General features: G+C 65.2%; 13 protein-coding genes. 4 read left to right on the top strand and 9 right to left on the bottom strand.

The features are described from left to right. Nucleotides 1-104 precede the first annotated feature (104 nt). The 4 genes from K359_RS0117170 to K359_RS0117155 form a co-directional block, all read right to left on the bottom strand. Nucleotides 105-992: a TauD/TfdA family dioxygenase gene (locus tag K359_RS0117170; RefSeq protein WP_029080452.1), complete on the bottom strand. Its 888-nt coding sequence runs from the start codon at nucleotides 990-992 to the stop codon at nucleotides 105-107. Nucleotides 993-1,071: 79 nt separating this feature from the next. After that, complete coding sequence (locus tag K359_RS0117165) at nucleotides 1,072-1,770, bottom strand: DUF2270 domain-containing protein (protein ID WP_245284639.1); 699 nt, start codon at nucleotides 1,768-1,770, stop codon at nucleotides 1,072-1,074. Between the two features lie 122 nt (nucleotides 1,771-1,892). Beyond that, a complete protein-coding gene (locus K359_RS0117160; RefSeq protein WP_029080450.1) occupies nucleotides 1,893-3,443 on the bottom strand; it encodes an AMP-binding protein in 1,551 nt (516 codons plus the stop codon). Between the two features lie 39 nt (nucleotides 3,444-3,482). After that, on the bottom strand, nucleotides 3,483-4,637 hold the full coding sequence (locus tag K359_RS0117155) for an iron-containing alcohol dehydrogenase (protein ID WP_029080449.1): 1,155 nt from the start codon (nucleotides 4,635-4,637) through the stop codon (nucleotides 3,483-3,485). Nucleotides 4,638-5,762: 1,125 nt separating this feature from the next. On the opposite strand from K359_RS0117155, the gene K359_RS0117150 reads away from it, so the two are divergent. Then, nucleotides 5,763-6,065 (top strand): hypothetical protein, encoded by a 303-nt coding sequence (locus K359_RS0117150; protein WP_245284638.1) that lies wholly within the window; start codon nucleotides 5,763-5,765, stop codon nucleotides 6,063-6,065. Here K359_RS0117150 and K359_RS52220 read toward each other — a convergent pair. The 5 genes from K359_RS52220 to K359_RS0117125 form a co-directional block, all read right to left on the bottom strand. Continuing rightward, the gene (locus tag K359_RS52220) at nucleotides 6,047-6,604 is read right to left on the bottom strand and encodes a GNAT family N-acetyltransferase (RefSeq protein WP_035976699.1); all 558 of its coding nucleotides are present in this window, start codon (nucleotides 6,602-6,604) and stop codon (nucleotides 6,047-6,049) included. The genes K359_RS0117150 and K359_RS52220 overlap by 19 nt on opposite strands. Nucleotides 6,605-6,611: 7 nt before the next feature. Next, nucleotides 6,612-7,142, bottom strand: a complete 531-nt coding sequence (locus tag K359_RS0117140; RefSeq protein WP_029080447.1) for a phage tail protein — start codon at nucleotides 7,140-7,142, stop codon at nucleotides 6,612-6,614. A gap of 12 nt (nucleotides 7,143-7,154) precedes the next feature. Next, complete coding sequence (locus K359_RS0117135; protein WP_029080446.1) at nucleotides 7,155-7,673, bottom strand: phage tail protein; 519 nt, start codon at nucleotides 7,671-7,673, stop codon at nucleotides 7,155-7,157. A 12-nt stretch (nucleotides 7,674-7,685) separates the two neighbouring features. Further along, nucleotides 7,686-8,183 (bottom strand): phage tail protein, encoded by a 498-nt coding sequence (locus K359_RS0117130; protein ID WP_029080445.1) that lies wholly within the window; start codon nucleotides 8,181-8,183, stop codon nucleotides 7,686-7,688. 381 nt (nucleotides 8,184-8,564) lie between these two features. Beyond that, on the bottom strand, nucleotides 8,565-16,640 hold the full coding sequence (locus K359_RS0117125) for a cadherin repeat domain-containing protein (protein ID WP_156928536.1): 8,076 nt from the start codon (nucleotides 16,638-16,640) through the stop codon (nucleotides 8,565-8,567). A gap of 880 nt (nucleotides 16,641-17,520) precedes the next feature. Here K359_RS0117125 and K359_RS0117120 point away from each other — a divergent pair. From K359_RS0117120 to K359_RS0117110, 3 genes are all read left to right on the top strand, one after another. Continuing rightward, on the top strand, nucleotides 17,521-18,681 hold the full coding sequence (locus K359_RS0117120) for an efflux RND transporter periplasmic adaptor subunit (protein WP_245284644.1): 1,161 nt from the start codon (nucleotides 17,521-17,523) through the stop codon (nucleotides 18,679-18,681). Continuing rightward, a complete protein-coding gene (locus K359_RS0117115) occupies nucleotides 18,678-21,851 on the top strand; it encodes an efflux RND transporter permease subunit (RefSeq protein WP_029080442.1) in 3,174 nt (1,057 codons plus the stop codon). The genes K359_RS0117120 and K359_RS0117115 overlap by 4 nt, the downstream gene beginning before the upstream one ends. 296 nt (nucleotides 21,852-22,147) lie before the next feature. Beyond that, complete coding sequence (locus tag K359_RS0117110; RefSeq protein ID WP_029080441.1) at nucleotides 22,148-23,338, top strand: ABC transporter substrate-binding protein; 1,191 nt, start codon at nucleotides 22,148-22,150, stop codon at nucleotides 23,336-23,338. Nucleotides 23,339-23,433: the final 95 nt, after the last annotated feature.

The following is a 23,433-nucleotide window of genomic DNA, read 5'->3' as shown; positions in this document are numbered from 1 at the left end:
CGAGCCTCGAAGGATGCACGGCCACTAGTCGGGCCGTCGATCCTTCGAGACGCGCGCAAGAGCGCGCTCCTCAGGATGACGGTACAACAGGTACAGCATTCGCATCACTCCGCCGCCTGCGACGAGGGTGGGCTCACGCTGGCGACGCCATCCGCCTCGGTCGCCGAGATCGTGGTGCGGATCATCAGGCGGCCCTCATGCGCCGGCCAGGGGCGGCCGCGATGCATGGTGGCGCGATTGTCCCACATCACGACATCGCCCTGCTTCCATTGGTGCAGATAGCTGACGCCGGGCGCGGTCGCAGCCTCCGTCAACTGCGCGATCAGCGCCTTGCCGGCCTCGGCATCCATGCCTTCGACGCCATAGGCGTGGGAGGCGAGATACAGCGCGCCGCGGCCGTTGACGGGATTGCGCCAGACCATGCGCCAACACACCGGCGGCAGCGCATCGGTTTCCTCGGATGTTGCGAGCCCGGTGGCCACCTTGCTGCGCGAATGTGCGTAGGAGTGCCAGGCGAACGAATTCTCCAGCCGCTTTGCCACGTCCTTGTCGAGCCGCTCGAAGGCAAGCCGCATCGAGACGAATTCGGTCTCGCCGCCATGTTCGGGGATGATGCGCGCGGACAGGATCGAGGTCAGCGCCGGCACGCGCTTGAACGAGGAGTCGGTGTGCCAGAGCTGGTTGGCCCTGGCGCGCAGCTGCTGCCGATGATCCGACGGAACCACCTGGCCGTCGGGCCCGAAGGTCGAGAGGATCACGAAATGCGAGCCGGTGCCCATCGAACCGACCTTGGTCACCTCGGGCGGGCCGAAGCGGCGCGAGAAGGCGAGCTGGATGTCGTCATCGACCTGCTGGCCGCGGAACACCAGCACCGAATGTTCCTCGAACGCCGCGCGCACGGCCGCATAGGCGGCATCGCTGGCGGCAACATCTGACAGCGTGACGCCACGCAGTTCGGCTCCAAACCCCTGACGCAGTGGGATCACGTCCATCGGCACATCCTCCCTGACTTTTCTTGTTGATGTGAGGTTAGGGGAAAAGCCCGCCAGCGGCAACGCGAGGCGCGGCACCTCACCCCATCGCGATCAGGTTGTGCCGCTTGCGCCGGTCGATGACCTCGATGCGATGCGTGATGAAGGCGAACAGCGCCCAGCTGGAGTGGAAGGCGACGCCGGCCAGAATGACGATGGTTCCAGGAATCGGGCCGATCGAGGCACGGTCCAAGATCTCGCTCATCATGGTCAGCGGCAAGGGATGGATCGCAAGCTTGCCGTAGTATGCGATGGCCTGGATTGCGAAGATCCAGCCATAGGTCCGCCGCAGCCGCCGGCCGATCGCCCTGACATAGCTGATGTGATAGCGGGGGTGGCGATAGTCGTTGGCCAGCAACTCGGTCCAGGCCGAGTTCGGCGAGGGGCCTTCGCCGCGGATCATCGGCGCGTAGAAATCGGTTTCGAGCAACCGGGCGCGGGCGCGCCAGACGCTGAAATAGCGATAGCGCCGCGCCTCGAACAGCAGGAACACGGTCACCAGCAGCCCGACCAGCACCATCGGCAGTGGCGAGGATTCCGCGCTGCTGTAGGTCGCCGACAGCGCGATCCCGGTCGTGACAACTGCCCAGTTGGTCGAGCTGTCGAGGCGGGTGCGCCAGACGGTGCTGCGGTAGACCTCGCCGCGATAGAGGTGGGCGAGAGCGCCGATCTCGGCGGCGGTGAATTCGAGCTTTCCGGGCTGTACCGGCTCGGGCTCGCGCGGCTGGGGCGACGGCATGGCGGCCTCCGGCGAAGCTGGCTTGCGATTGCCGAGCATAGCGCGAAATCCGCGCGACGGGCGAGTCCGTTGCGCCCTCCGGTCTGCCTCGCAGCATCGCTCCGGTCCGCCGCATCGACCGCTCAGACGATCCGCGAGGTCTTGTTGCCCCAGTAGCGGTCGCGCAGCAGGCGCTTGTAGAGCTTTCCGGTCGGCAGCCGCGGCAGCTCGGCCTCGAAATCCACCGAGCGCGGCACCTTCTGGCGCGACAGCGCGCCGGTGCAGAATGCGATCAGCTCCTCGGCGAGTTCAGGCCCCGGCGCGATGCCGTCGGCCGGCTGCACCACCGCCTTCACCTCCTCGCCGAGATCGACATTGGGCACCCCGAACACCGCGGCGTCGGCGACCTTGGGGTGGGTGATCAGGAGGTTCTCGCATTCTTGCGGATAGATGTTCACGCCACCGGAGATGATCATGAAGGTGGCGCGGTCGGTGAGATAGAGGAAGTTGTCGTCATCGACATAGCCGACGTCGCCGACCGTGCTCATGCTGCCGTCCGCCGAGCGGGCCTCGCCGGTTTTTGCCGGATCGTTGAAATACTCGAAGGGCGAGCCGGTCTTGAACCAGACGGTGCCGGGCGTGCCCTTCGGGCAAGGCTGCATGTTCTCGTCGAGAATATGCAGGTCGCCGAGCAGCACCTTGCCGACGGTACCGCGATGCGCGAGCCATTCCTGGCTGTTGCAGGCGGTGAAGCCGAGGCCTTCGGTCGCGCCGTAATATTCGTGGATGATCGGGCCCCACCATTTGATCATGTCGTCCTTGACCAGTGCCGGACAGGGCGCCGCGGCATGGATCGCGATCTCCAGCGACGACAGATCGTAGCGGGTGCGGACCTCCTCGGGCAGCTTCAGCATGCGCGAGAACATGGTCGGCACCAGCTGGCTGTGGGTGATGCCCCATCTCTCGATCAGCTCGAGATAGCGCTCCGGATCGAAACTCTCCATGATCACGACGGTGCCGCCCATGCGGATGGTGAGATTGACCGCGGCCTGCGGCGCCGAGTGATAGAGCGGCGCCGGCGAGAGGTAGACCATGCCCTCACGGTAGTGCCAGAGCTTGATCAGGAAATCGAACAGCGGCAGGTTTTGCCCCGGCGGCTCTTCCGGCAGCGGCCGCACGATGCCCTTGGGCCGGCCGGTGGTACCGGACGAATACAGCATCGCGGTGCCCAGCGCCTCGTCCGCGATCGGAGTTGCCGGCAGGCCGGCGGTCGCCTGCGCGAGCCCGACAATGCGATCGCTTTCACTGTTGCCGTCGACCACGATGCAGAGCTCGACCTGCGGACACTCGTTCAGCGCCTCGCGCGCGATGTCGAGCTTCAGCTTCGAGGTGATCAGGACCCGCGACTGGCTGTTGGTCAGGATGTAGGCGAGCTCGCCCGGCGTGAGGAATGAGTTGACGCAGGTGAAGTACAGGCCCGACCGCTCGCCGGCGCCGCAGGCCTCGAGGTAGCGGTTGTTGTTCTCCATGAAGATCGAATAATGGTCGAGCCGCCGCAGGCCTTGCTTGCGGAACAGATGAGCGAGGCGGTTGCAGCGCGCCTCCAGCTCACGATAGGTGACGATCTCGCCGGTCCCGGCCATGATGAAGGCCAGTTGCAGCGGGCGCAGGTAAGCATGCTTGCCGGTGTACATCGAACTTTATTTCCCCCTCACTCGCGACGTGATCATGCTTCAGGCGGCCATCATCAGAATCTCGCGGACCTGGGATGGACTGTCGATCTTGCGCGGATTGCGCGGCACCCACGGCGTGCGCATCGCACCCGCCGCGATGCGGTCGAAATGTTCGGGGCTGACGTCCACCTCCTGAAGGCTGCGCGGCATGCCGAGGCCGCGGATGAAGTGGTCGAGCACGTCGCCGGCGTCCGCGTTCGGGTGACCCATCGCGGCCGCGACAAACGCCTGCCGGTCGGCATTGTCGGGCTTGTTCCAGCGCATCACCGCAGGCAGCATCACGCATGACGTATAGCCGTGCGGCACGTCGAACTCGGCGCCGAGCACGTACCCGATGCCGTGGCTCGCGCCCATCGGCACGCCGGAGGCGAGCGGGCCGGTCGAGAGCCAGGTGCCGATCTGGCAATCCATCCGCGCCGAAATGTCCTTCGGGTCCGCCTTCACCCGCGGCAGGCCTTGCGCCAGCATCTCCAGTCCCTTCAGCGCCTGGGCGTCGCCGTAAGGATGCGCCTCGCGCGAGCAGATGCCCTCGACGCAATGGTCGACGGCGCGGATGCCGGTCGACAGGAACAACCAGTCCGGCGTGTGCACCGAGAGTTCAGGATCGAGGATGGTCGCGCGCGGCATCACCAGCGGGTGGCGCAGCATCTCCTTCTGCCGCTTGGCCTCGTTGGTGACGCCCGCGATCGAGGAGAACTCGCCGCCGGCGATCGTGGTCGGCACGCTGATCTGGCGCACGACCGGCGGCTTCATCTCGGGCGCGACGCCGCCATGGGTGCGGATCGTGTCGATGCCGTCGGATGTCGTGACGTCGTTGGCGAGGCAAAGCTGCACCGCCTTGGCGCCGTCGGTGATCGAGCCGCCGCCGATCGTGACGATCAGATCGGCTTTCGCATCACGCGCCTGTTCCGTCGCCGCGATGACCGCGGCGCGCGGCGTATGCGCCGGCATCCGGTCGAAGGTGCCGGCGCAACGGGTCCCGAGCGCGCGGCGGACCTTCTCGATCTCGTCGGTCTCGCGGTTCAGCGTGCCCGACACCATCAAGAAGGCGCGCTGCGCGCCCAGCCGGTCGAGCTGCTCGACGATCGCCTCAGCGGCGGGGCGCCCGAACACGACTTCGTCCATGGCGCCGAATACGACACGGCCTCGATGCACGCGCCTGTCCTCCCTTAGGATGCTCCGCCTTGTTGGCGGCGCTTTGCGGGCACGTTAGCGGAGGAAATCGGGGTCGTCATCAGGTCCTCCGGGGCGCCCGGCGGAGGCTCGGCATCGACCGCCGTCGTCCCAGGACCCATAACCACCCGATTCGGTGATGAACGGGATCGTGGCCCCAGCGTCGCGCAGCAACGAATGTTTGGGGTAATGGGTCCTGGCTTTCGCCAGGACGACATCGAATATGTGGCGCTAGCTTGAGACATACATCCGCATCCTCGCGGCGCGCTGCGCCCGAGTCTTGCGTTTACTAGCCCTCGCTGGAAACAGAGGGCGCAGGGAAAGCCGGGTGCCGATCGCACCCATGGGCCCCGTGCAAAAGGTAGAAAGCACGGGGGTAGGACCACAGGTGTAACCGGAGCAATCCGGCTTTCCCTGCGCGATGGGCTACGGCTTACTTCGTGCTCTCCCCGGCGAGACTGGGCTTGCTTGTCACCGCCCCCGCATCACGCCTTCGCGTGTTGCGACGAGACACCTGCCGCTAGGGCGTCAGGACCACACGACTTCACCGTCCGCTTCGCGTGCTCTCGTCAGTCACACGCTCCGCGTCCACCGCATCCCACACCGCGTTCGTGACGACCGCGAAGCGCCCCTCGATCGGGTGAGACGGGCAGACCATACACCGAGTTGCCGTTCCGATAAACCGAAATATTTTCGCTGAAGGGGCTTGCGCCGTCGGGCAACTCAGTGGCACGCGCGCGTGAGGGACGCATCGGCGGCAGGGTTCCCTCTCCCCTTGCGGGAGAGGGTTAGGGAGAGGGGTGCCACACGACGTGCTCTCTCCGTATCTGTCACGGCGACAGCAAACGAAATTTTGCGAGGGCGGTGCGCTCATCGAACAGTTTAGCCCGGGGCCACCCCTCTCCCCAACCCTCCCCCGCAAGGGGGAGGGAGCCTTGCCAGTGTGCTCACCTTACGTCATCCCGGGGCTCGCGAAGCGAGAGCCCTCAGGTGCGCAATTGCGCACCGGGAAATGACGATGAGAGCTTCGAGTTGGACGACTGACGGAAACCTTGACGGCAATATCGCGCGGCGTGTTACACGTCGCATGCAACTGGGAACGTGCGCATGACATCCACCGTCGACCTCGCGGCATTGCAGATTGATGACTTCACGCCGCACCAGGACGCGGAGTTCGAGATGCAGGCGGCGGAAGGCGTCGTGGCGCTGAAGCTTGCCAAGGTCGAGCCCGCGGGCAGCAGCGGCCGGCCGGGCGGCGCGTTCTCGCTGCTGTTCGCGGGCCCGAAGGGAGCCTGGCTGCCGCAGGCGATCTACTCCGTGCAGCATCCGGCGCTCGGCATGATGGAGATCTTCCTGGTGCCGATCGGGCCGGTCGCCGACGGCAACGGCTATCAGGCCATTTTCACCTGACGACCGGATATTCCTGCGGCGCGCCAGCGCATCAGATCGTACACGCCCTTGTCTTCCTCGGTGGTGAAGCCGAGCCGGCGGTAGAGCCGCATCGCCGGGTTGAATTTCTCGACATGGATCGAGACATCCTTGCCGGCTGCAGCAGCCTCGTCGATCGCGTCGCGCAACAGCGCCTCACCGTAGCCGTTGCCGCGATGGGCCGGAATGAAGGCGATGTCGATGATGCGGTGCTGGCTCGGCCAGCGCTCGATGTAGAGCCGGCCGATGTCCTCATCGTCGCGCGCGATCACCAGCCAGTCGGCATTTGGATAAAACTGCTGGTAGTGCGCGTGCTGGGCTTGGAATTGCTGCTCGAGAAAGGCCGCCTTGTCCGCCTCGCTCCACGGCACCGGCGCCAGTTCCTCGGCGCGGGTCGAGGCATAGAGCCGGCCGAGGAACGGCAGATCGGCCTCCGACAGGCGGCGAAACCGGCAACCGGATTCAGCCGCGCGCGCCCAGCCGAATGCAGGTGCGTCAGTGGGGGAAGCGGGGAGCGCCAAAACGACCTCAGCCCCGTGGTGGGAAGACGCCTTGCAGCGAAATGCAGAAATTCAGCGTGAGGTAGGGCATCAGATTGTTGTGCGGCAGGCCGGAGCCCGTCAGTCCGATCATGTTGGTGCTCATCTGCACCAGCGTGGGTGTCGGAGTGCCGACGACATAGGCCGCGCCGTTCAGTGATCGTGCGATGCCTCGGGTCGGTGTCGGTGCGGCCTGGTCGGCCTGCAGGTTGATCGCCATCATGTCGTGGGGGTGCGCGGCGAGTTCCGTTTGCAGCAGAGTTACCGTGTCGGAGCCGCCGTTCTCGCCGAGGTCGTACAGCGAGAGGCCGGGTCCCTGTCCTGGTGCCAGTGGCGCGTTGCCCTGCATGTTCGGAAGCGCGAAGTTCGACGTGCCGTTGCCGCCATAGGTGGTGCCGAGCAGCGAGAACAGCGCCGTGTTCTGCGAGAGCGGCACAAGCTGACCGTTGCAGAACGCCCAGCCCTTGGGGGCGAAGTTGAACGGAAAGATGCGGATCTCGGCGACGAAGGGGTCAGCCATGGTGTCGCGCTCCTAGCTCTGGCTCGGGAAGATGCCGAACAGCGAAATAATGAAACCGACGCACAGAAAGGGCTGGATGTTGCTGTGCGGCTGGCTGCCGCCGGCCGGCCCGATCACCGCCGGGCTCAGCGGCGTGGTCGGCGTTTGCTCCTTGTAGAGCAGCAGCGCGCCGCTCATCTGGTCGAGCACGTTGCCTTGCGGATTCGAGCCGCTGCCGGTGTTCGTTGACGCCTGCATCGTATGGGTATGTGCCGGGATCGTCTGCGTCGTGAGGGTGACTTGCTCGGCGCCGCCGATTTCGCCGATCGTGAACGCGGTGCCCGCATTGGTGCCCATATGAAGCGGCAACCGGCCACGCAGGTCGGGGACGGCAAAGGTGTTCTGGCCATCGCCGCCATAGGTGGTGCCGATGAGGTTGAACAGCGCGTCATTCTCGGAGATCGCCAGCAGGCTGCCGTCGCAGAACTGCCAGCCGGCCGGCGCGAAATTGCCGGCGAACATTTTGATTTCGCCTATAAAGGGTTGTGGCATGAGAGGTCTCCGTCAATTCTGCGAAGGGAAGACGCCCTGCAGGGCGATGCAGAAATTGACCGTCAGGAAAGGTTGCATGTTCTGATGCGCCTGGCTGCCGCCGACCGTGGAAATGCTCCCCGGCGCGAGCGCGGTCAGCGCCGTGGGCGCGGCGTACGCGTTGTTCAAGGCGCCGAGAATGTTGTTGGCCGGCACCAGAAGTGCGCCGTTGGTGTTGGTGGCGTTCGCGATGTGGGTGTGCTGCGGCATTTCGTTAATCGAAAGCGTGTGCGCCTGCTCGCCGCCGAGTTCACCGAGCACATGGCCGTTGCCGACATGCATCGGGGTGCGGCCCTGCAGATTGGGGAGTCCGAAGGTGGTCTGCCCGTTGCCGCCATAGACGGTGCCAAGCAATGAAAAAAGCGCCTGGTTCTGATTGAGCGGAAGCAGTTGCCCGTTGCAAAAAGCCCAGCCCTTGGGAGCAAAGCCGAACGACATCATGCGGATTTCGGAAAGAAACGGATCAGCCATCGGTCCTCCGCGAATACGTCGTAAGATTTATGAAAAATACGAGACAATGATGCCGTGTCGACAGCGTGTGCACGATAGCGTGTTTTTCATGAAGTGCAACCTCAACGATTGTGCCGGGTTGGCAATTTTTCTTCAATCGCCGGTTGAGCGTGGCGTGCGAGCCGCGATTGCTGGCGCGCGATCCTTAGTGTGCATCCTTGTGCGATCACTGGCTGCGGAGTTCACGTCATGAAACGGACATCTGCGAGCGCATCCTGCGCGATGATCTGAGTTCTCTGCGGTGGGAATCCGGACTCGACCGCGCCGAACGAACAACGCCTGCCGAAGCGATTCGGCAGGCGTTGTCGTGGTCGATGTTATCCTGGTCGATACGGCGTCCGATCAGACGATCAGGTCATGATGCAACTGGGTCTGGACGTGATTGTCGGTCGGCATGCCGCCCATAGCGGCCAACACCGTCTCGTGTCCGGCCCACGGGTTGCGGGCATCGGAATGCCCGCTGAACAGATCTGACAACGCCTGGGTGTTCATCCCGTGGCTTGTGTCGGCTTGCGGCGCCGCCTGGGCGAATGCCGAGAAGTTGAAGCTTTGACCCATGGCCGCTGTGTTGGCAGTAGGCGCGCTGGCCTGCTGCTGGCTCGGGGCCACGGTGCTCGGCGCGAACACGAAGTTCTGCTGGGCCTGGCCGGGATCCATGCTGTGGTCCTTCGGCAGGTCAGTCGCGGTCGACAGCCGGCGCTCGCCGTCGGCGAGGTTGATATACATCAAATCATTGGCATCGGAGGGCGAGGTCAGGTCGGCGAGGCCGATCACGTGTCCCAGTTCATGCACAACGGCGGTCAGGAGATCGAGATGACCCGCCGCTGCCGCCGACGGATCGGTCTGCAGATTGCTGCCGGACGCATTGAGGGCGTGCGTGAACTCCGAATTGTCCGATGGGGTCGGATCGACGAACCAGCCGTGGCCGGCGGCATCGACATCGATCGTAATGTGGCCGGAGCTTTCTAGGCCGACGACCTGGCCAGCGAGGTCCGCGACGCTGAAAGTGACGGCATGCAGCGCGGCGAGTTGACCCGCGCCGGCGCCTGCCTTCGCCCATTGGGCAATAGCCGCCGACACGACCGAGTCGAGCTCGCTCTGGGTCAGGTGGGTTTCGCCCGCCGTCGGCGAGGCTGCCGCAACGCCACCCGAACTGGCGACCAGGAACTGCGCGCCGCCAAAATAGCCGCCGCCTGCGGATTGCCCGGGGTCACCGATGGCCTGTGTGGCAACCGCGCCGTTTCCGGTGCCGGTCACGGTGTTGTTGCTCGCCACGTAGCTCGCGACCGCCGAGAAATTATACGGCGTGCCGGCATAGTTGGGACTGCCGATCAAGCCGGTTTTCGAAACGCCCTCCTGCTCGAGGAAGATGCCGGCGACCAGGCCGAGGCCCGTATTGCCGCCGAGATCAACGGTGTTCTTCAGTGCACCGGCGCCGCCGATCGTGGCGTTCAGCAGATTGTTGTCGCCGCCGGCTCCGGTCGCCGAGCCGTTCTGCACGTAGATGCCGGCAAATCCGTTCGTCGAATCGAGCGTATCGATCGTGTTGCCCTGGATCACCGCGGTCATATCGCCGGCAGCGCCGTTATGCACCAGCGTATAGATACCGCCGACGACGCCGGAGATATGATTATTGGTGATGGTCGTGCTCGACGAACCCGCGCCGTCCTCGAACACGCTGATGCCGTAACCCTGCGTCGAACCGCTGCCGGCAGAGCCTTGCGTGCCGATCGTGTTGCCGCTGATCGTGCCGGTGAAGTGCCCGTCGGTGCCGGTGCCTTTGGTGACTGCGAGAGCCCCGCCCAGAGCGCCTTTGATGGTGTTGTTCGAGATGTTGTAGGTCAGCGTGATATCGTTGGCCGCGCCGCCGCCGCCGATCGTGAGGCCGCCGCCGCCGCTGACGATGTTCTGGTTGGTGTTGCTGAAATTGTCGCCCGTCATGACCAGGTCTGACGACACCGTGCCGAGCAGATTGAGTTGGAACATGTCGCCGCGCGCGGAGGTGACGGTCGAGTTCTGGACCGTGGCGTTGAATGTGCCGCCGGTCGCCTGGAAGGCGATCGCGTCGTTGGACGCATTGCCGGCCGCGGAATTGGTCGCGAAGGTCGAGCCGGTCACGGTGATGCGATTCAGCGTCTGGCTGCCGTCGTTGAACACGTGCAGGGCATCATAGGCTGCGCCGGTGAGGGTCGAGTTCGTGATCGACGCCGTGCCGGACAGGCCGGTGAAGTAGACGTCGCCCTCGCCGATGCCGCCGACGCTGGTGCCGTTGGTGCCCGTCACCGTGGTGTTGCCGAGCGTGAAGCCGGTGACGGCGGTGCCGACGATGCCGTAGTTCTGGAAGTCGTGCATCGACACGTAGGAGATCTGCACGTCCTTGGTGTTGTTCAGGTAGATGCCGCTGCCCTGCGTGGTGCTGCCGTCGGCGCCGGTCTTGTTGGCGATGGTGCCGCCGCTGCCCGCCGTCGAGCCGTCACCGGTGACGTGCAGGCCGCCATTGCCGGCTGCGGTGCCGGTGTTGGAGAGGATGATGCCGTTGCCGGAGCCGCCGCTCGAGGTGATGCTCTTGAAGGTGAGGTTCGACGAGCCGATCTGGGTGTTCTCGACGTCGAGCGCGGTGCCGGTGCCTGACGTGATCGAGTTGGCGGTGCCGGTCAGCGAGATCGTGCCGCCATGGGTGAAGCTCATGCCGGCGCCGCTGGCGGTCTTGACCGTGATGTCGGACATCGAGACGGTGCCGACATTGAAGCCGTCGTCGCTGATGCCGATGCCGGTCGAGGCCGAGGTGTCGATGCTGACGCCGCTGATGCTGTGGCCCGACGTGCCGAGCAGGTCGATGCCGTTGTCGGCGCCGGTCACCTTGATCACCGGATCGGTGCCGATTGCGGTGTTGGCGGTGACCAGGGCACCGGTCACCGGGTTGGTGAAGGTCAAGGCGTGGCTGCCGCCGACCAGGTTGACGCCGTTGGCGAGGTTGATGCCGTTGGCCTCGGTGTAGGTGCCGGACCTCAGCACGACGTAGTCGCCGCTCCCTGCCGGGTTCGCCGCGTTGAAGGCGGCGATCGAGGTGTACGGGTCGGCAGCGGTGCCGAGATTGTGGCTGTTGGCCAGCGCCGTGGCCGAGTTGTCGATGTAGAACACCTGCGGCACGACGCCGACATGGAAGGTCTGGGCGCCTGAGGTGAGCGGCCCGCCGGTGCCGGTGTGGCCGTTGTCGCTGACGTTCAGCGTGACGGTATCCGAGCCGGCGAAGCCGTCATCGCTGTTGTATGTCAGCGTCGCCAGCGCGGTGTTGACCTGTGCGGCCGTGCCGGTCAGCGTCACTGTGTGGCTGTCGTTGTTGGTGAAGCTGGCCAGCCCCGTGGTGGTGAAGGTCAGGTTCGCGTGGCTGGAGGAAATCGTGGCCGTGACGGTGCCGGGGTCAGAATCGACGTCGGCGACCGAAAGGCCTGATATCGCAAAGTCGGTGTGCGAGAACGCAGTGCCGAGCGAATTGTCCGCCGGCACCGCCGCGGTCGGCGCATCGTCCACGGCGGTCACGCTTCCCGTCGTCGATGCCGTCCCGGTGTTGTTGCCGCCATTCGCGGTGCCGCCGTCATCGTGCACGGTCAGGGTATAGGAACGCGCGGTGCTGTCGGGATTTTCGCTGGTATTGTTGAACTGGATCAGGTCGAGCACCGCATTGTAATGCGCCAGCGTGTCGGTGCCGGTGAAGCTGATCGTTTCGGTGCCGGCGGTGCTGGTGATGTCGAAGTGGATCCCGCCGATGTCGCCGCTGGTGCCGGCGTGACCTGCGATCGAGAGCGCGTCCGACGCCTTCAGATTGTTCAGCACGAAGGTCGCATCGGTGATGTTGTTGCCTTCGGCGTCCGAGATCGTCAGGTTTGGCGTGATCGTGACCGGCGTCGAGCTCGAAGCCGGCGTGCCGTTCGGCGGCTCGGAGAATCCGGTGATGGCGCCGAAGGTCACGACGGGCGCGTCGTTGACCGGCGTGACATGGATGGTCGAGGTCGAGGTGTTGCTGTTGGCGCTGCCGTCGTTGACCGTGAAGCTGACGGTGCGATCAGCCCCGGTCGGGTTGTCGCTCGAGTTGAAATAGGTGATCGAATCCAGCGCGGCCTTGTAGTTGGCGACGCTGGAGGAGCCGGTCAGCGTCAGCACGCCGGTCGCGGAGTTGTACGATCCGCTGATGCCGTTCTGGTTGACGAAGCCCAGCACATCCTGGCCGGCGGCGAAGCCGCCGGTGATGGCAACCGTCGCGCTCGACATGCTGGCACTGTCGACGTCGGAGACGTTGACCGACGCATCGATCACGGATGCGGCCTGGTTCTCGGTATAGTTCAGCGTGCCGCCGGCCGTCGTGACCGGCGGATCGTTGACCGGGGTGACATTGATGGTGTCGGTGACCGGCGCCGAGTTGGCGGAGCCGTCATTGGTGATGATGGTGACCGTACGCGCCAGGCCCGACGGATTATCGCTGGTGTTCTGATAGGTCACCGAGGCGAGCGCCGCCTGATATTGGGCAACCGTGGCTGTGCCTGTCAGCGTCAGCAAGCCGGTTCCCGCATTGAACGAGCCGGTGATGCCGTTCTGGGTGGTGAAGGCGAGGACATCCTGGCCGTTGGCGTAGTTGCCGGTAATCTGCACGGTCGCGCCGGTCAGCGTGGTGTTGTCGACGTCTGTTACGGTGATCGCCGGGTCGAACGCGGTCGCGGCCTGGTTCTCGGTGTAGTTCAGCGTATGGCCGGCGACCACAACGGGCGGGTCGTTGACCGGGGTGAAGTTGATGCTGTCGGTCACCGGGCTGCTGTCGAGCGTGCCGTCATTGGCTGTTATCGTGACGGTGCGCGGTGCGCCCGACGGGTTGTCGCTGGTGTTGTGATAGGTCACCGCGGCCAGCGCGGCCTGATAATTGGCGACCGTGTCGGTGCCGGTCAGCGTCAGCGTTCCGGTCGCGGCATTGAACGTGCCGGTGATGGTGGCGGTGTTGGCGAAGGCGAGCACGTCCTCGCCGTTGACGTAGCCGCCGGTGATCTGCACCGTCGCGGACACCAGATTGGCGTCGTCGCCGTCGGTGACGGTGACGGCCGAATCGAGCACGGTCGCGGCCTGGTTCTCGGTGTAGTTCAGCGTGTGGCCGGCGGTGACGACCGGCGCCTGGTCGACAACGACCGCGATGGTGAAGGTCTGCTGGTTGTGCAAGGTGCCGTCGCTGGCATCGACCGTGACGTCATAGGACGGATCAGCAATGTTGATCTTGCTGGGATCGGCGACCGTGACCTTGCCGGTGGCCGCGTTGATGGTGAAGGCGCCGCCGGAGGTGTCGCCGACCAGCGAATAGGTCACGGCGGGACCGTTGACGTCGGTCGAGGATGCCGTCACGCCGGTTCCCGAGCCGGCTGGTGCGCCGACCGCGACCCGGTTGACGCCAGCGTCGCTATCGACCGGGGTCGATGGTGCGACGTCGGTGACGGCGATGGTGAAGGTTTGCGAGTTCGCCAGCGTCCCGTCGCTGGACTGGGCAACGACGGTGTAGCTGCCGCCCGAGCTTTCGAAATCGATCTTGGTGGAATCGGCGACAGTGATGACACCTGTGGTGGCGTTGATGGTGAAGCCGCCGCCAGAGGTGTCGCCGACCAGCGAATAGGTCACCGCCGGGCCGTTGACGTCGGTCGACGACGCGGTGACGCCGACGGTCGAGCCGTTGGCCGCGCCTTCGACGATGGTGTTGGCGGCGGCGTCGGCATCGACCGGGGTCGACGGCGGGGCGTCGGCGACGGCGATGGTGAAGGTCTGCGAGTTCGCGAGCGTGCCGTCGCTGGCCTGCGCAGTCACTGTATAGGCGTGGCCGGGCGCACTTTCGTAATCGAGCTTGGTCGGGTCGGCGACGGTGATGACGCCGGTGGTGGCGTTGATGGTGAAGCCGCCGCCGGAGGTGTCGCCGGTCAGCGAATAGGTGACGGCCGGGCCGTTGATGTCGGTCGACGACGCGGTGATGCCGACCGTGGTGCCGGCGGCGGCGCCTTCGACGACGGCGTTGGCGGCGGCGTTGCTGTCGACGGGGGCCGACGGCGGGGCGTCGTTGACGGCGATGGTGAAGGTCTGCGAATTCGTCAGCGTGCCGTCGCTGGCCGTCGCGGTGACGGTGTAGGCATGCCCCGCCGCGGTCTCGTAGTCGATCTTGCTGCTGTCGGCAACGGTGATGACACCGGTCGCGGCATTGATGGTGAAGCCGCCGCCGGAAGTGTCGCCGGTGAGCGAATAGGTCACGGCCGGGCCGTTGATGTCGATCGCCGACGCGGTGATGCCGACGGCGGTACCGTTGGCCGCGCCTTCGACGACGGTGTTGGCGGCGAGGTCGCTGTCGACCGGGGTCGACGGCGCAACGTCGGTGACACCGATCGTAAAAGTGTGCGAGCTCGCGGTCGTGCCGTCGCTGGCTTGCGCGGTCACCGTATAGGAATGGCCCGCGCCGCTGCTCTCGTAATCGATCTTGGTGGGATCGGCGACAGTGATGACGCCCGTTGTCGCGTTGATGGTGAAGCCACCGCCGGAGGTGTCGCCGATCAGCGCATAGGTCACCGGCGGACCGTTGACGTCGGTCGACGACGCCGTGACGCCGACCGTGGTGCCGGCGGCAGCGCCTTCGGCAACCGCATTGGCGGTGGCATCGCTGTCGACCGGGGTGGATGGCGGGGCTTCGTTGACAGCAATGGTGAAGGTCTGCGAATTGGTCAGCGTGCCGTCGCTGGCGGTCGCCGTCACGGTGTAGGCGTGGCCGGGCGCGGTGCTCTCGTAGTCAATCTTTGTCGGGTCGGCGACGGTGATGACGCCGGTGGTCGCGTTGATGGTGAAGCCGCCGCCGGAGGTGTCGCCGGTCAGCGAATACGTCACGGCCGGGCCGTTGACGTCGGTCGCATGCGCGGTGATGCCGACCGCGGTGCCGACGGCCGCGCCTTCCACCACGGCGTTGGCGGTGGCATCGCTGTCGACCGGCACCGACGGGGCGACGTCGTTGACGTTGATCGTGAAGGTCTGCGTGCTCGCGAGCGTGCCGTCGCTGGCCTGCGCGGTGATGGTGTAGCTGCCGTGCGAGGTTTCGAAATCGAGCTTGGTTGGATCGGCGACGGTGACGACGCCGGTCGCCGCGTTGATGGTGAAGCCGCCGCCCGAGGTATCGCCGACCAGCGAATAGGTCACGGCTCCGCCGTTGATGTCGGTCGCGTGCGCCGTGACGCCGATGGCGGTGCCCACAGCCGCGCCCTCGGTGACCGAGTTGGCGGTGGCGTCGGTATCGGTGGGGGCGGACGGCGGAGCGTCGGTGACGTTGATGGTGAAGCTCTGCGTCGACGAGGTCGCGCCGGCCGTCGCGTGCACGGTGATCGTGTAGGCGTGGCCGGGTGCGCTGCTCTCGAAGTCGAGCTTGGTGGGATCGGCGACGGTGACGACACCGGTGCTCGCGTCGATCTTGAAGCCGCCGCCGGAGCTGTCTGATGTCAGCGAGTAGGTGGTTGCGGGGCCGTTCGGGTCGACCGCGGAGGCGGTAATGCCGACCAGCGTGTTGGCGGCGGCGCCCTCGACGACGGCGTTGGCGGCGACATTGACGTCGACCGGCGTGGAGACCGGCAGGTCGTTGACGTTGATGGTGAAGGTCTGCGAACTGACGCCGCCATGGCCATCGCTGGCCTGCACCGTGATGCTGTAGGCGTGGCCCGGCGCGGTTTCGAAGTCGATCTTGCCGGAATTGGCGACGCTGACGACGCCGGTGTTGGGGTCGATCTTGAAGCCGCCGTTGGAGGTGTCCGCCGTCAGCGAATAGGTGACGCCGGGGCCATTGACGTCGACCGCCGCTGCGGTGATGCCGACCAGCGCGTTGACGGCGGCGCCTTCGTTGACCGCGTTGGCGGTGGCGTTGCTGTCGGTCGGTGTCGAGGGCGGCGCATTGCTGACCGCGATCGTGAAGCTCTGCGACGAGACGAAGATGCCGTCGGTCGCCTGCACATTGACGACATAGCCGCCGCCGGAGCTCTCGAAATCGACCTTGGTGGGGTCGGCGATCGTCACCACGCCGGTATTGGCATCGATCTTGAAACCGCCATGCGAAGAATCGGACGTCAGCGAATAGGTGACCGGCAGGCCGATCAGGCTGTCGGAATGTGCGGTGATATTGACCGAGGTGTTGACGGCGGCGCCTTCAACGACGGTGTTGGCACCGGAATTGATGTCGGTCGGCGCCGACAGGAAGCCGTGGATCGGCGGAAACGGCGTGCCGGGAGGGCAGCCGAGATAGAGATATTGCAGACCATACGCATCGGCGAACGCCTGCGCGGCCGGATCCAGGATGATATTGCCGCTCGGATCAAGATGGAGTTCGGGACGGGTTAAACCACCGATTGTATAGGCGGGTATGGTCGTCATGTGCACTCCTGCAACCGGCGTGGAAGCCAGTCAGTATTTACAATTTTTGGATACGGGGACGTGTGAAGCCGTTCACACGTTGAAGTTGACCAGCCGCGACGGGAGACCGCACCGACTCGCTCGCAATGTGGGAAAGCCGCGATGTCCGCGGAGCCGTGACATCAGCAAGATCAAATGCGCTTGCCATTTACGTAGTCGCCTTCACCACTCACGCCGCGACAAAGTCCGATGAATGTTCGAGAAAATGCGGCGGCCAACAAAATTTCACTGTTTGGCAACCATGACCGTATTGGCGATATTTCCGAGTGTCAATGTGTGTCCGGATGACAGCGCACTGTTAACCACGATTCGACCATGCAGCGGGAGGTAGAGCGCAGGAAAAGGGACCGGTTTTGCCATTTGCGGCCGGAGGTTGTGCGCCAAAAGTCGAATCGGACGCCGTGTGACGAATCTGTGAAACGAATTCGCGTTGTGATTGATTCGGGGCGATCCGTCTGTGATCTCATACCCTCGAAAGGCCAGCCAGTCTGTCCCTTCCCGTCGTCACGGTTTCGCGATCGTGTCGTAAGGCGTTCAGACTACGTAACTATTCGCTTGATCCGGCGCCCATCTTGAACAGACTGGGGGGCGGCTACATCTGTGACGTCCACTGCCGCGACATCACGACGATTCGTCCGCGTTGAATCACTGCAATTTTAGATGCGACTTTGGTAGCCCTGCTTTGGTCGTTCTGGGGGAGAAGGAATTGAGTGCGATTGACAGAACGGAGCGTCCGGCTCTGGTTAACGGCGTCGAACGCGATTCGCTTCGCCGCCATGATTCGCTCCGCCGTCTTGATTCGCTTCGTCGCCTTGGCGGGCTCGGCCTCGCGCCTCTCGGCTTGCTTGCCGCGTTGACGCTCAGTGGCTGCGGCGACAAGAGCGCACAATCGCAGGCCGCGCCGCCGCCGCCGCCCGTGACGGTCGCGCAGCCGGTCAAGCGCACGGTCACCGACTGGGACGAGTTCACCGGCCGCTTCGAGGCGATCGAGGAAGTTCAGGTCCGCGCCCGCGTCGGCGGCTTCGTCAACAGTTTCGAGTTCAAGGACGGTGCGATCGTCCACGCCGGCGATCTGCTCTACACCATCGATCCGCGCCCGTTCGAGGCGGTCGTGCTGCAGGCCCAGGGTCAGCTCGCCGACGCACGCGCCAAGGGGGAGCTTGCCAAACGTGATCTCGAGCGCGGGCTGAACCTGGTGCAGACCAGCGCGGTCTCGGAGCAGGTCGTCGACCAACGCCGCCAGGCATTGCAGGCGGCGCGCGCCGCCGAGACGCAGGCCGAGGGCACGTTGAAAGCCGCGCAGCTCAACGTCGAATTCAGCCACGTGCTGGCGCCGATCACCGGCCGCGTCGGCCGGCATCTGGTCACTCCCGGCAATCTCGTGCAGGGCAGCGAGGGCGGCGCGACGTTGCTCACCTCGATCGTGTCGCTCGATCCGATCTACATCTATTTCGACGTCGACGAGGCGACCTATCAGCGCAACAGCAAGCTGTGGTTCGAAGGCAGGCGGCCGAGCTCGCGCGACACGGCGAACCCGGTGCAGGTGTCGCTGACCGGCGAGACCAAGCCCTCGCATGAGGGCAAGATGGACTTCCTCGACAACCGCCTCGACGTCTCGACCGCGACCTTGCGCAGCCGCGCGATCATTCCGAACAAGGATTTGTCGATCCTGCCCGGCCAGTTCGGCCGTGTCCGCATCATCGGCTCCTCGCCCTATGAGGCGCTGCTGATCCCGGACACCGCCATCGCCACCGACCAGTCGCGCAAGATCGTGTTCGTGGTCAAGGACGACAACACGGTTGAGGCAAGAGCGGTCGTGCTGGGGCCGCTCGATGAGGGCCTGCGGGTGATCCGCGAAGGCCTCAAGGCGGAAGACCATGTGATCGTCGACGGCCTGCAGCGCGCCCGCGTCGGCGCCAAGGTGACGCCGAAAATGGCTCAGGCTCCCGCGGATACCAAGCCAACGGCAGGCGACAAGCCCGCAGCAGGTTCTAAACCATGAATCTCGGCAGGCTTTCCATCAATCAGCCCATCCTCGCGATGGTGCTGTCGATCGTGCTGCTGATTGTCGGCGCGATCGCCTATCCGACGCTGCCGGTCTCGGAATATCCGCAGGTGGTGCCGCCGACCGTCGTGGTGACGACGCAATATCCCGGCGCCTCGGCGCAGACCGTGTCCGACACCGTGGCGGCCCCGATCGAGCAGGAGATCAACGGCGTCGAGGACATGCTGTATCTCTACAGCCAGGCTACCTCGAACGGCCAGCTCACCATCACCGCGACCTTCAAGCTCGGCACCGACCTCGACAAGGCGCAGGTGCTGGTGCAGAACCGCGTCGCGATCGCGCAGCCGCGGTTGCCTGAGGAGGTGCAGCGCAACGGCGTCACCACGCGCAAGAACTCGCCCGACATCCTGATGGTGGTGTTCATGCTGTCGCCCGACGACAGCTTCGACCAGCTTTACATCTCGAACTACGCGTTGCTGCAGGTCCGCGACCAGTTGTTGCGGCTCGACGGCGTCGGCGACATCCAGATCTTCGGCGCGCGCGACTATTCGATGCGGCTGTGGCTCGATCCCGACAAGCTGGCCAATCTCGGCCTGACCTCCACCGAGGTGATTGCGGCGATCCGCTCGCAGAACCTGCAGATCGCGGGCGGCCAGATCGCCGAGCCGCCGATCGCCGACCGCGCCTTCCAGCCCAATTTGGTCTTCACCGGCCGCCTCAAGGATCCCAGGCAGTTCGAAGACATCGTGGTGAAGGCCGGTTCCGACGGCCGCACCGTGCGCCTGCGCGACGTCGCCCGCGTCGAACTCGGCGCGCTGTCCTACACCACCAACAGTTTCCTGCTGCGCAAGTCGGCGGTCGGCATGCTGGTGACGCAGCGGCCGGGATCGAACGCGCTCGCCACCGCCAAGGAAATCTCCGACACGATGGTCAAGCTCAAGGCGAGCTTCCCGAAGGGGCTCGACTACAATATCGGCTACAACCCGACCGAATTCATCGCCCAATCGGTCCATGAGCTGATCAAGACCATCTACGAGGCGATGGCGCTCGTCGTCATCGTGGTGCTGGTGTTCCTGCAGGGCTGGCGGCCTGCGATCATCCCGATCATCGCGATCCCGGTGTCGCTGGTCGGCACCTTCGCGGTGATGGCCGCGCTCGGCTTCTCGATCAACAATCTGACGCTGTTCGGCCTGGTGCTGGCGGTCGGCATCGTGGTCGACGACGCCATCGTGGTGGTCGAAAATGTCGAGCGCCATCTCGAGCACGGCATGTCCAGGCGCGACGCTGCGCTCAAGACCATGGAGGAGGTCGGCGGCGCGCTGGTCTCGATCGCACTGGTGTTGTGCGCGGTGTTCGTGCCGACCGCCTTCCTCGGCGGCATCTCCGGGCAGTTCTTCCAGCAATTCGCGGTGACCATCGCGGTTGCGACCGCGATCTCCTGCTTCTGCTCGCTGACGCTGTCGCCGGCGCTGGCCTCGCAGATCCTGGTCCCGCACGAGGACAAGCGCCCGCCGGCGCGCTGGAACATTATCGCGCGCGGCTGGGACAGCTTCACCGCATTGTTCAACCGCGTGTTTGACCGGTTGGCGCACGGCTATGCGGCGGTGGCCGACTTCGTGATCCGCCACACCGTGGTGATGCTCGCGATCTATGTCGTGCTGATCGGCAGCGCCGGCTGGCTGCTCGCAACCACCTCGCAGGGCTTCATCCCGGCGCAGGATCGCGGCTACGTCATCATCTCGGCGCAGCTGCCGGGCGCGGCGTCGCTGGCGCGCACCACGGCGGTGGTGCGCGAGATCGAGCGGATTGCACTCGATACGCCCGGCATCGTTCGCGTCGCGGCTTTCGCCGGCTTCTCCGGCGCGACGCGTACGCAGGCGGGCAATGCCGCCGCGCTGTTCCCGGTGTTCGATGAGCCGGAGGTACGGCTGAAGAAGGGGCTGACCGCCACGGCGATCACCGCAGAGCTGCGCAAGCGCCTGTCGGTGATCCAGGGCGCCTTCATCATCGTGATCCCGCCGCCCGCGGTGCCCGGCATCGGCACCGGCGGCGGCTTCACGATCCGCATCCAGGACCGGCAGGGCCGCGGCCCCGAGCTGCTGGCCTCCGCCACCGACGAGCTGGTCGGCGCGGCGCGCAAGTCGCCCAACCTGACGTCGGTGTTCTCACCGTTCACCGCCAACACGCCGCAATTGTTCGTCGATATCGACCGCGTCAAGGCGCAGAAGCTCGGCGTGCCGATCGCCAGCATCAACGACACCATCCAGACCTATTTCGGTTCGACCTACGTCAACGACTTCAACCTGTTCGGCCGCACCTATCACGTGACGGCGCAGGCCGACCTGCCGTTCCGCAAGGAGACCACCGACCTCGCGCGACTGCGCACCCGCAACGCCGCCGGCGACATGGTGATGCTCGGCAGCGTCGTGGACTTCAAGGATACCTCCGGCCCCGACCGCGTCGCGCGTTACAATCTCTACGCCGCCTCCGAGCTGCAGGGTGAGCCGGCGCCCGGCACCAGCTCGACGACGGCGCTCAACACCATCAAGCAGCTCGCCGACGCGACGCTGCCGTCGGGCTTCACCTTCGAGTGGACCGACCTGTCCTACCAGCAGGTCACCGGTGGCAACGCCGGCCTCTACGTGTTCCCGATCTGCGTGCTGTTCGTCTACCTGGTGCTGGCCGCGCAATATGGCAGCTGGACACTGCCGTTCGCGGTGATCCTGATCGTGCCGATGTGCCTACTCGCCGCCACGATCGGCGTGCGCCTGATGGGCCAGGACGTCAACATCCTGACCCAGATCGGCTTCGTCGTGCTGGTCGGGCTCGCCGCCAAGAACGCGATCCTGATCGTCGAGTTCGCGCGTGACATCGAGCTCGAGGGCAAGCCACGGCTGGAGGCTGTCATCGAGGCCTGCCGGCTTCGGCTGCGGCCGATCCTGATGACGTCGTTTGCCTTCATCCTCGGCGTGCTGCCGCTGGTGGTGTCGTCCGGCTCGGGCTCGGAGATGCGCCAGGCGGTCGGCGTCGCCGTGTTCTTCGGCATGCTCGGCGTCACGCTGTTCGGCCTGGTCTTCACGCCGATCTTCTACATGGTGGTGCGCAACCTCGCGGAAGGAAAGAACGAGGGCAAGCCGGCGGCGCCCGCGGCCAATGTGGCGGAGTGAGGACGGCAGTCGGTGCTCCGCAGAAGCAAGTCCTTCCCCGTCATCCCCGCGCAAAGGCTTCGCCTTTGTCGCTGGAGGAGCCTGCGAAGCAGGCGTCTCGAAGGGTGCACGGCCACCAGCCGGGCCGTCGACCCTTCGAGACGCGCGTTCCGCGCTCCTCAGGGTGACGGGAAGCTGCAAGTGCTCGCGGAGAGAGCCCATACTATTGGCTGAGCGGGAAGGGATGGGCAGGCGCCGGGTTATAAAATAATGTCGCGCCGATTTTTCCTGATCAAGACTGCTGGGAGAGCATAACGATGAAGTCGGGATTTTTGGCCGCGGTTGCGGCGTGCAGCCTGATGCTTGCGGCGCCGGCGATGGCCCAGGGCGTCAAGATCGGTATCCTGAACGACCAGTCCGGCGTCTACGCCGACTACGGCGGGAAGTATTCGCTCGAGGCGGCACGGATGGCGGTCGAGGATTTCGGCGGCGAGGTGCTGGGCCAGAAGATCGAGATCGTCACCGCCGACCACCAGAACAAACCGGATCTCGCGACCGCGATCGCGCGGCGCTGGTACGAAGTCGAGAACGTCGACATGATCACCGAGCTCACCACCTCGTCGGTCGCGCTCGCGGTGCAGGAGCTGTCGAAGGAAAAGAAGAAGATCGACATCGTGGTCGGCGCGGCGACCTCGCGCATCTCGGGCGATGCCTGCACGCCCTACAGCTTCCATTGGGCCTATGACACTCGCGCGCTCGCCGTCGGCACCGGCGGCGCGCTGACGGAGGCGGGTGGCAACACCTGGTTCTTCCTGACCGCCGACTACGCCTTCGGCTACGCGCTGGAAAAGGACACCAGCGACATCGTCGCCTCGAAGGGCGGCAAGGTGGTCGGCTCGGTCCGCGTGCCGCTCAACTCGTCGGACTTCTCGTCGTTCCTGCTGCAGGCGCAGAGCTCGAAGTCGAAGATCATCGGGCTTGCCAATGCCGGGCTCGACACCACCAACTCGATCAAGCAGGCCGCCGAGTTCGGCATCGTCAGGGGCGGCCAGAAGCTCGCCGGCCTCTTGATGACGCTGTCGGAGGTGCACGGTCTCGGGCTGGAGGCGGCCCAAGGCCTCGTGCTCACCGAGGGCTTCTATTGGGATCACGACGACGCCTCGCGCGCCTTCAGCGAGCGCTTCATCAAGCGCACCGGCCACATGCCGAGCATGATCCATGCCGGCACCTATTCGGCGACGCTGAGCTACCTCAAGGCCGTGAAGGCGGCCGGCACCAAGGACAGCGAAGCGGTCGCGGCGAAGCTGAAGGAGCTGCCGGTCGACGACGCCTTTGCCAAGGGCAAGGTGCTCGCCAACGGCCGCATGGTCCACGACCTCTATCTGTTCGAGGTCAAGAAGCCGTCGGAATCGAAGAAGCCGTGGGACTATTACAAGCAGCTCGCCGTGGTGCCTGGCGACAAGGCGTTCTTCAGCGCCAAGGAGAGCGGCTGCCCGCTGACGAAGTAACGCGCGCATCCAATGGTGGTGTCGTCCTGGCGAAAGCCAGGACCCATTACCACCAGCGGATGTCGTTTTAGCAAGCTGGGGCCGTTAGTCCCGTC

It is taken from the genome of Bradyrhizobium sp. th-b2, from assembly GCF_000426785.1.
Lineage (GTDB): Bacteria > Pseudomonadota > Alphaproteobacteria > Rhizobiales > Xanthobacteraceae > Bradyrhizobium > Bradyrhizobium septentrionale.
The sequence above is the reverse complement of the archived record's forward strand: the minus strand, read 5'-3'. Positions and strand labels throughout refer to the sequence as shown.

Excerpts from the sequence above, each read along its gene's own strand:
- K359_RS0117125 (WP_156928536.1), bottom strand. The coding sequence starts at position 16,640 with ATGACGACCATACCCGCCTATACAATCGGTGGTTTAACCCGTCCCGAA.
- K359_RS0117140 (WP_029080447.1), bottom strand. The coding sequence starts at position 7,142 with ATGGCTGACCCCTTCGTCGCCGAGATCCGCATCTTTCCGTTCAACTTC.
- K359_RS0117135 (WP_029080446.1), bottom strand. The coding sequence starts at position 7,673 with ATGCCACAACCCTTTATAGGCGAAATCAAAATGTTCGCCGGCAATTTC.
- K359_RS0117170 (WP_029080452.1), bottom strand. The coding sequence starts at position 992 with ATGGACGTGATCCCACTGCGTCAGGGGTTTGGAGCCGAACTGCGTGGC.
- K359_RS0117115 (WP_029080442.1), top strand. The coding sequence starts at position 18,678 with ATGAATCTCGGCAGGCTTTCCATCAATCAGCCCATCCTCGCGATGGTG.
- K359_RS0117165 (WP_245284639.1), bottom strand. The coding sequence starts at position 1,770 with ATGCCGTCGCCCCAGCCGCGCGAGCCCGAGCCGGTACAGCCCGGAAAG.
- K359_RS0117150 (WP_245284638.1), top strand. The coding sequence starts at position 5,763 with ATGACATCCACCGTCGACCTCGCGGCATTGCAGATTGATGACTTCACG.
- K359_RS0117110 (WP_029080441.1), top strand. The coding sequence starts at position 22,148 with ATGAAGTCGGGATTTTTGGCCGCGGTTGCGGCGTGCAGCCTGATGCTT.
- K359_RS0117160 (WP_029080450.1), bottom strand. The coding sequence starts at position 3,443 with ATGTACACCGGCAAGCATGCTTACCTGCGCCCGCTGCAACTGGCCTTC.
- K359_RS0117130 (WP_029080445.1), bottom strand. The coding sequence starts at position 8,183 with ATGGCTGATCCGTTTCTTTCCGAAATCCGCATGATGTCGTTCGGCTTT.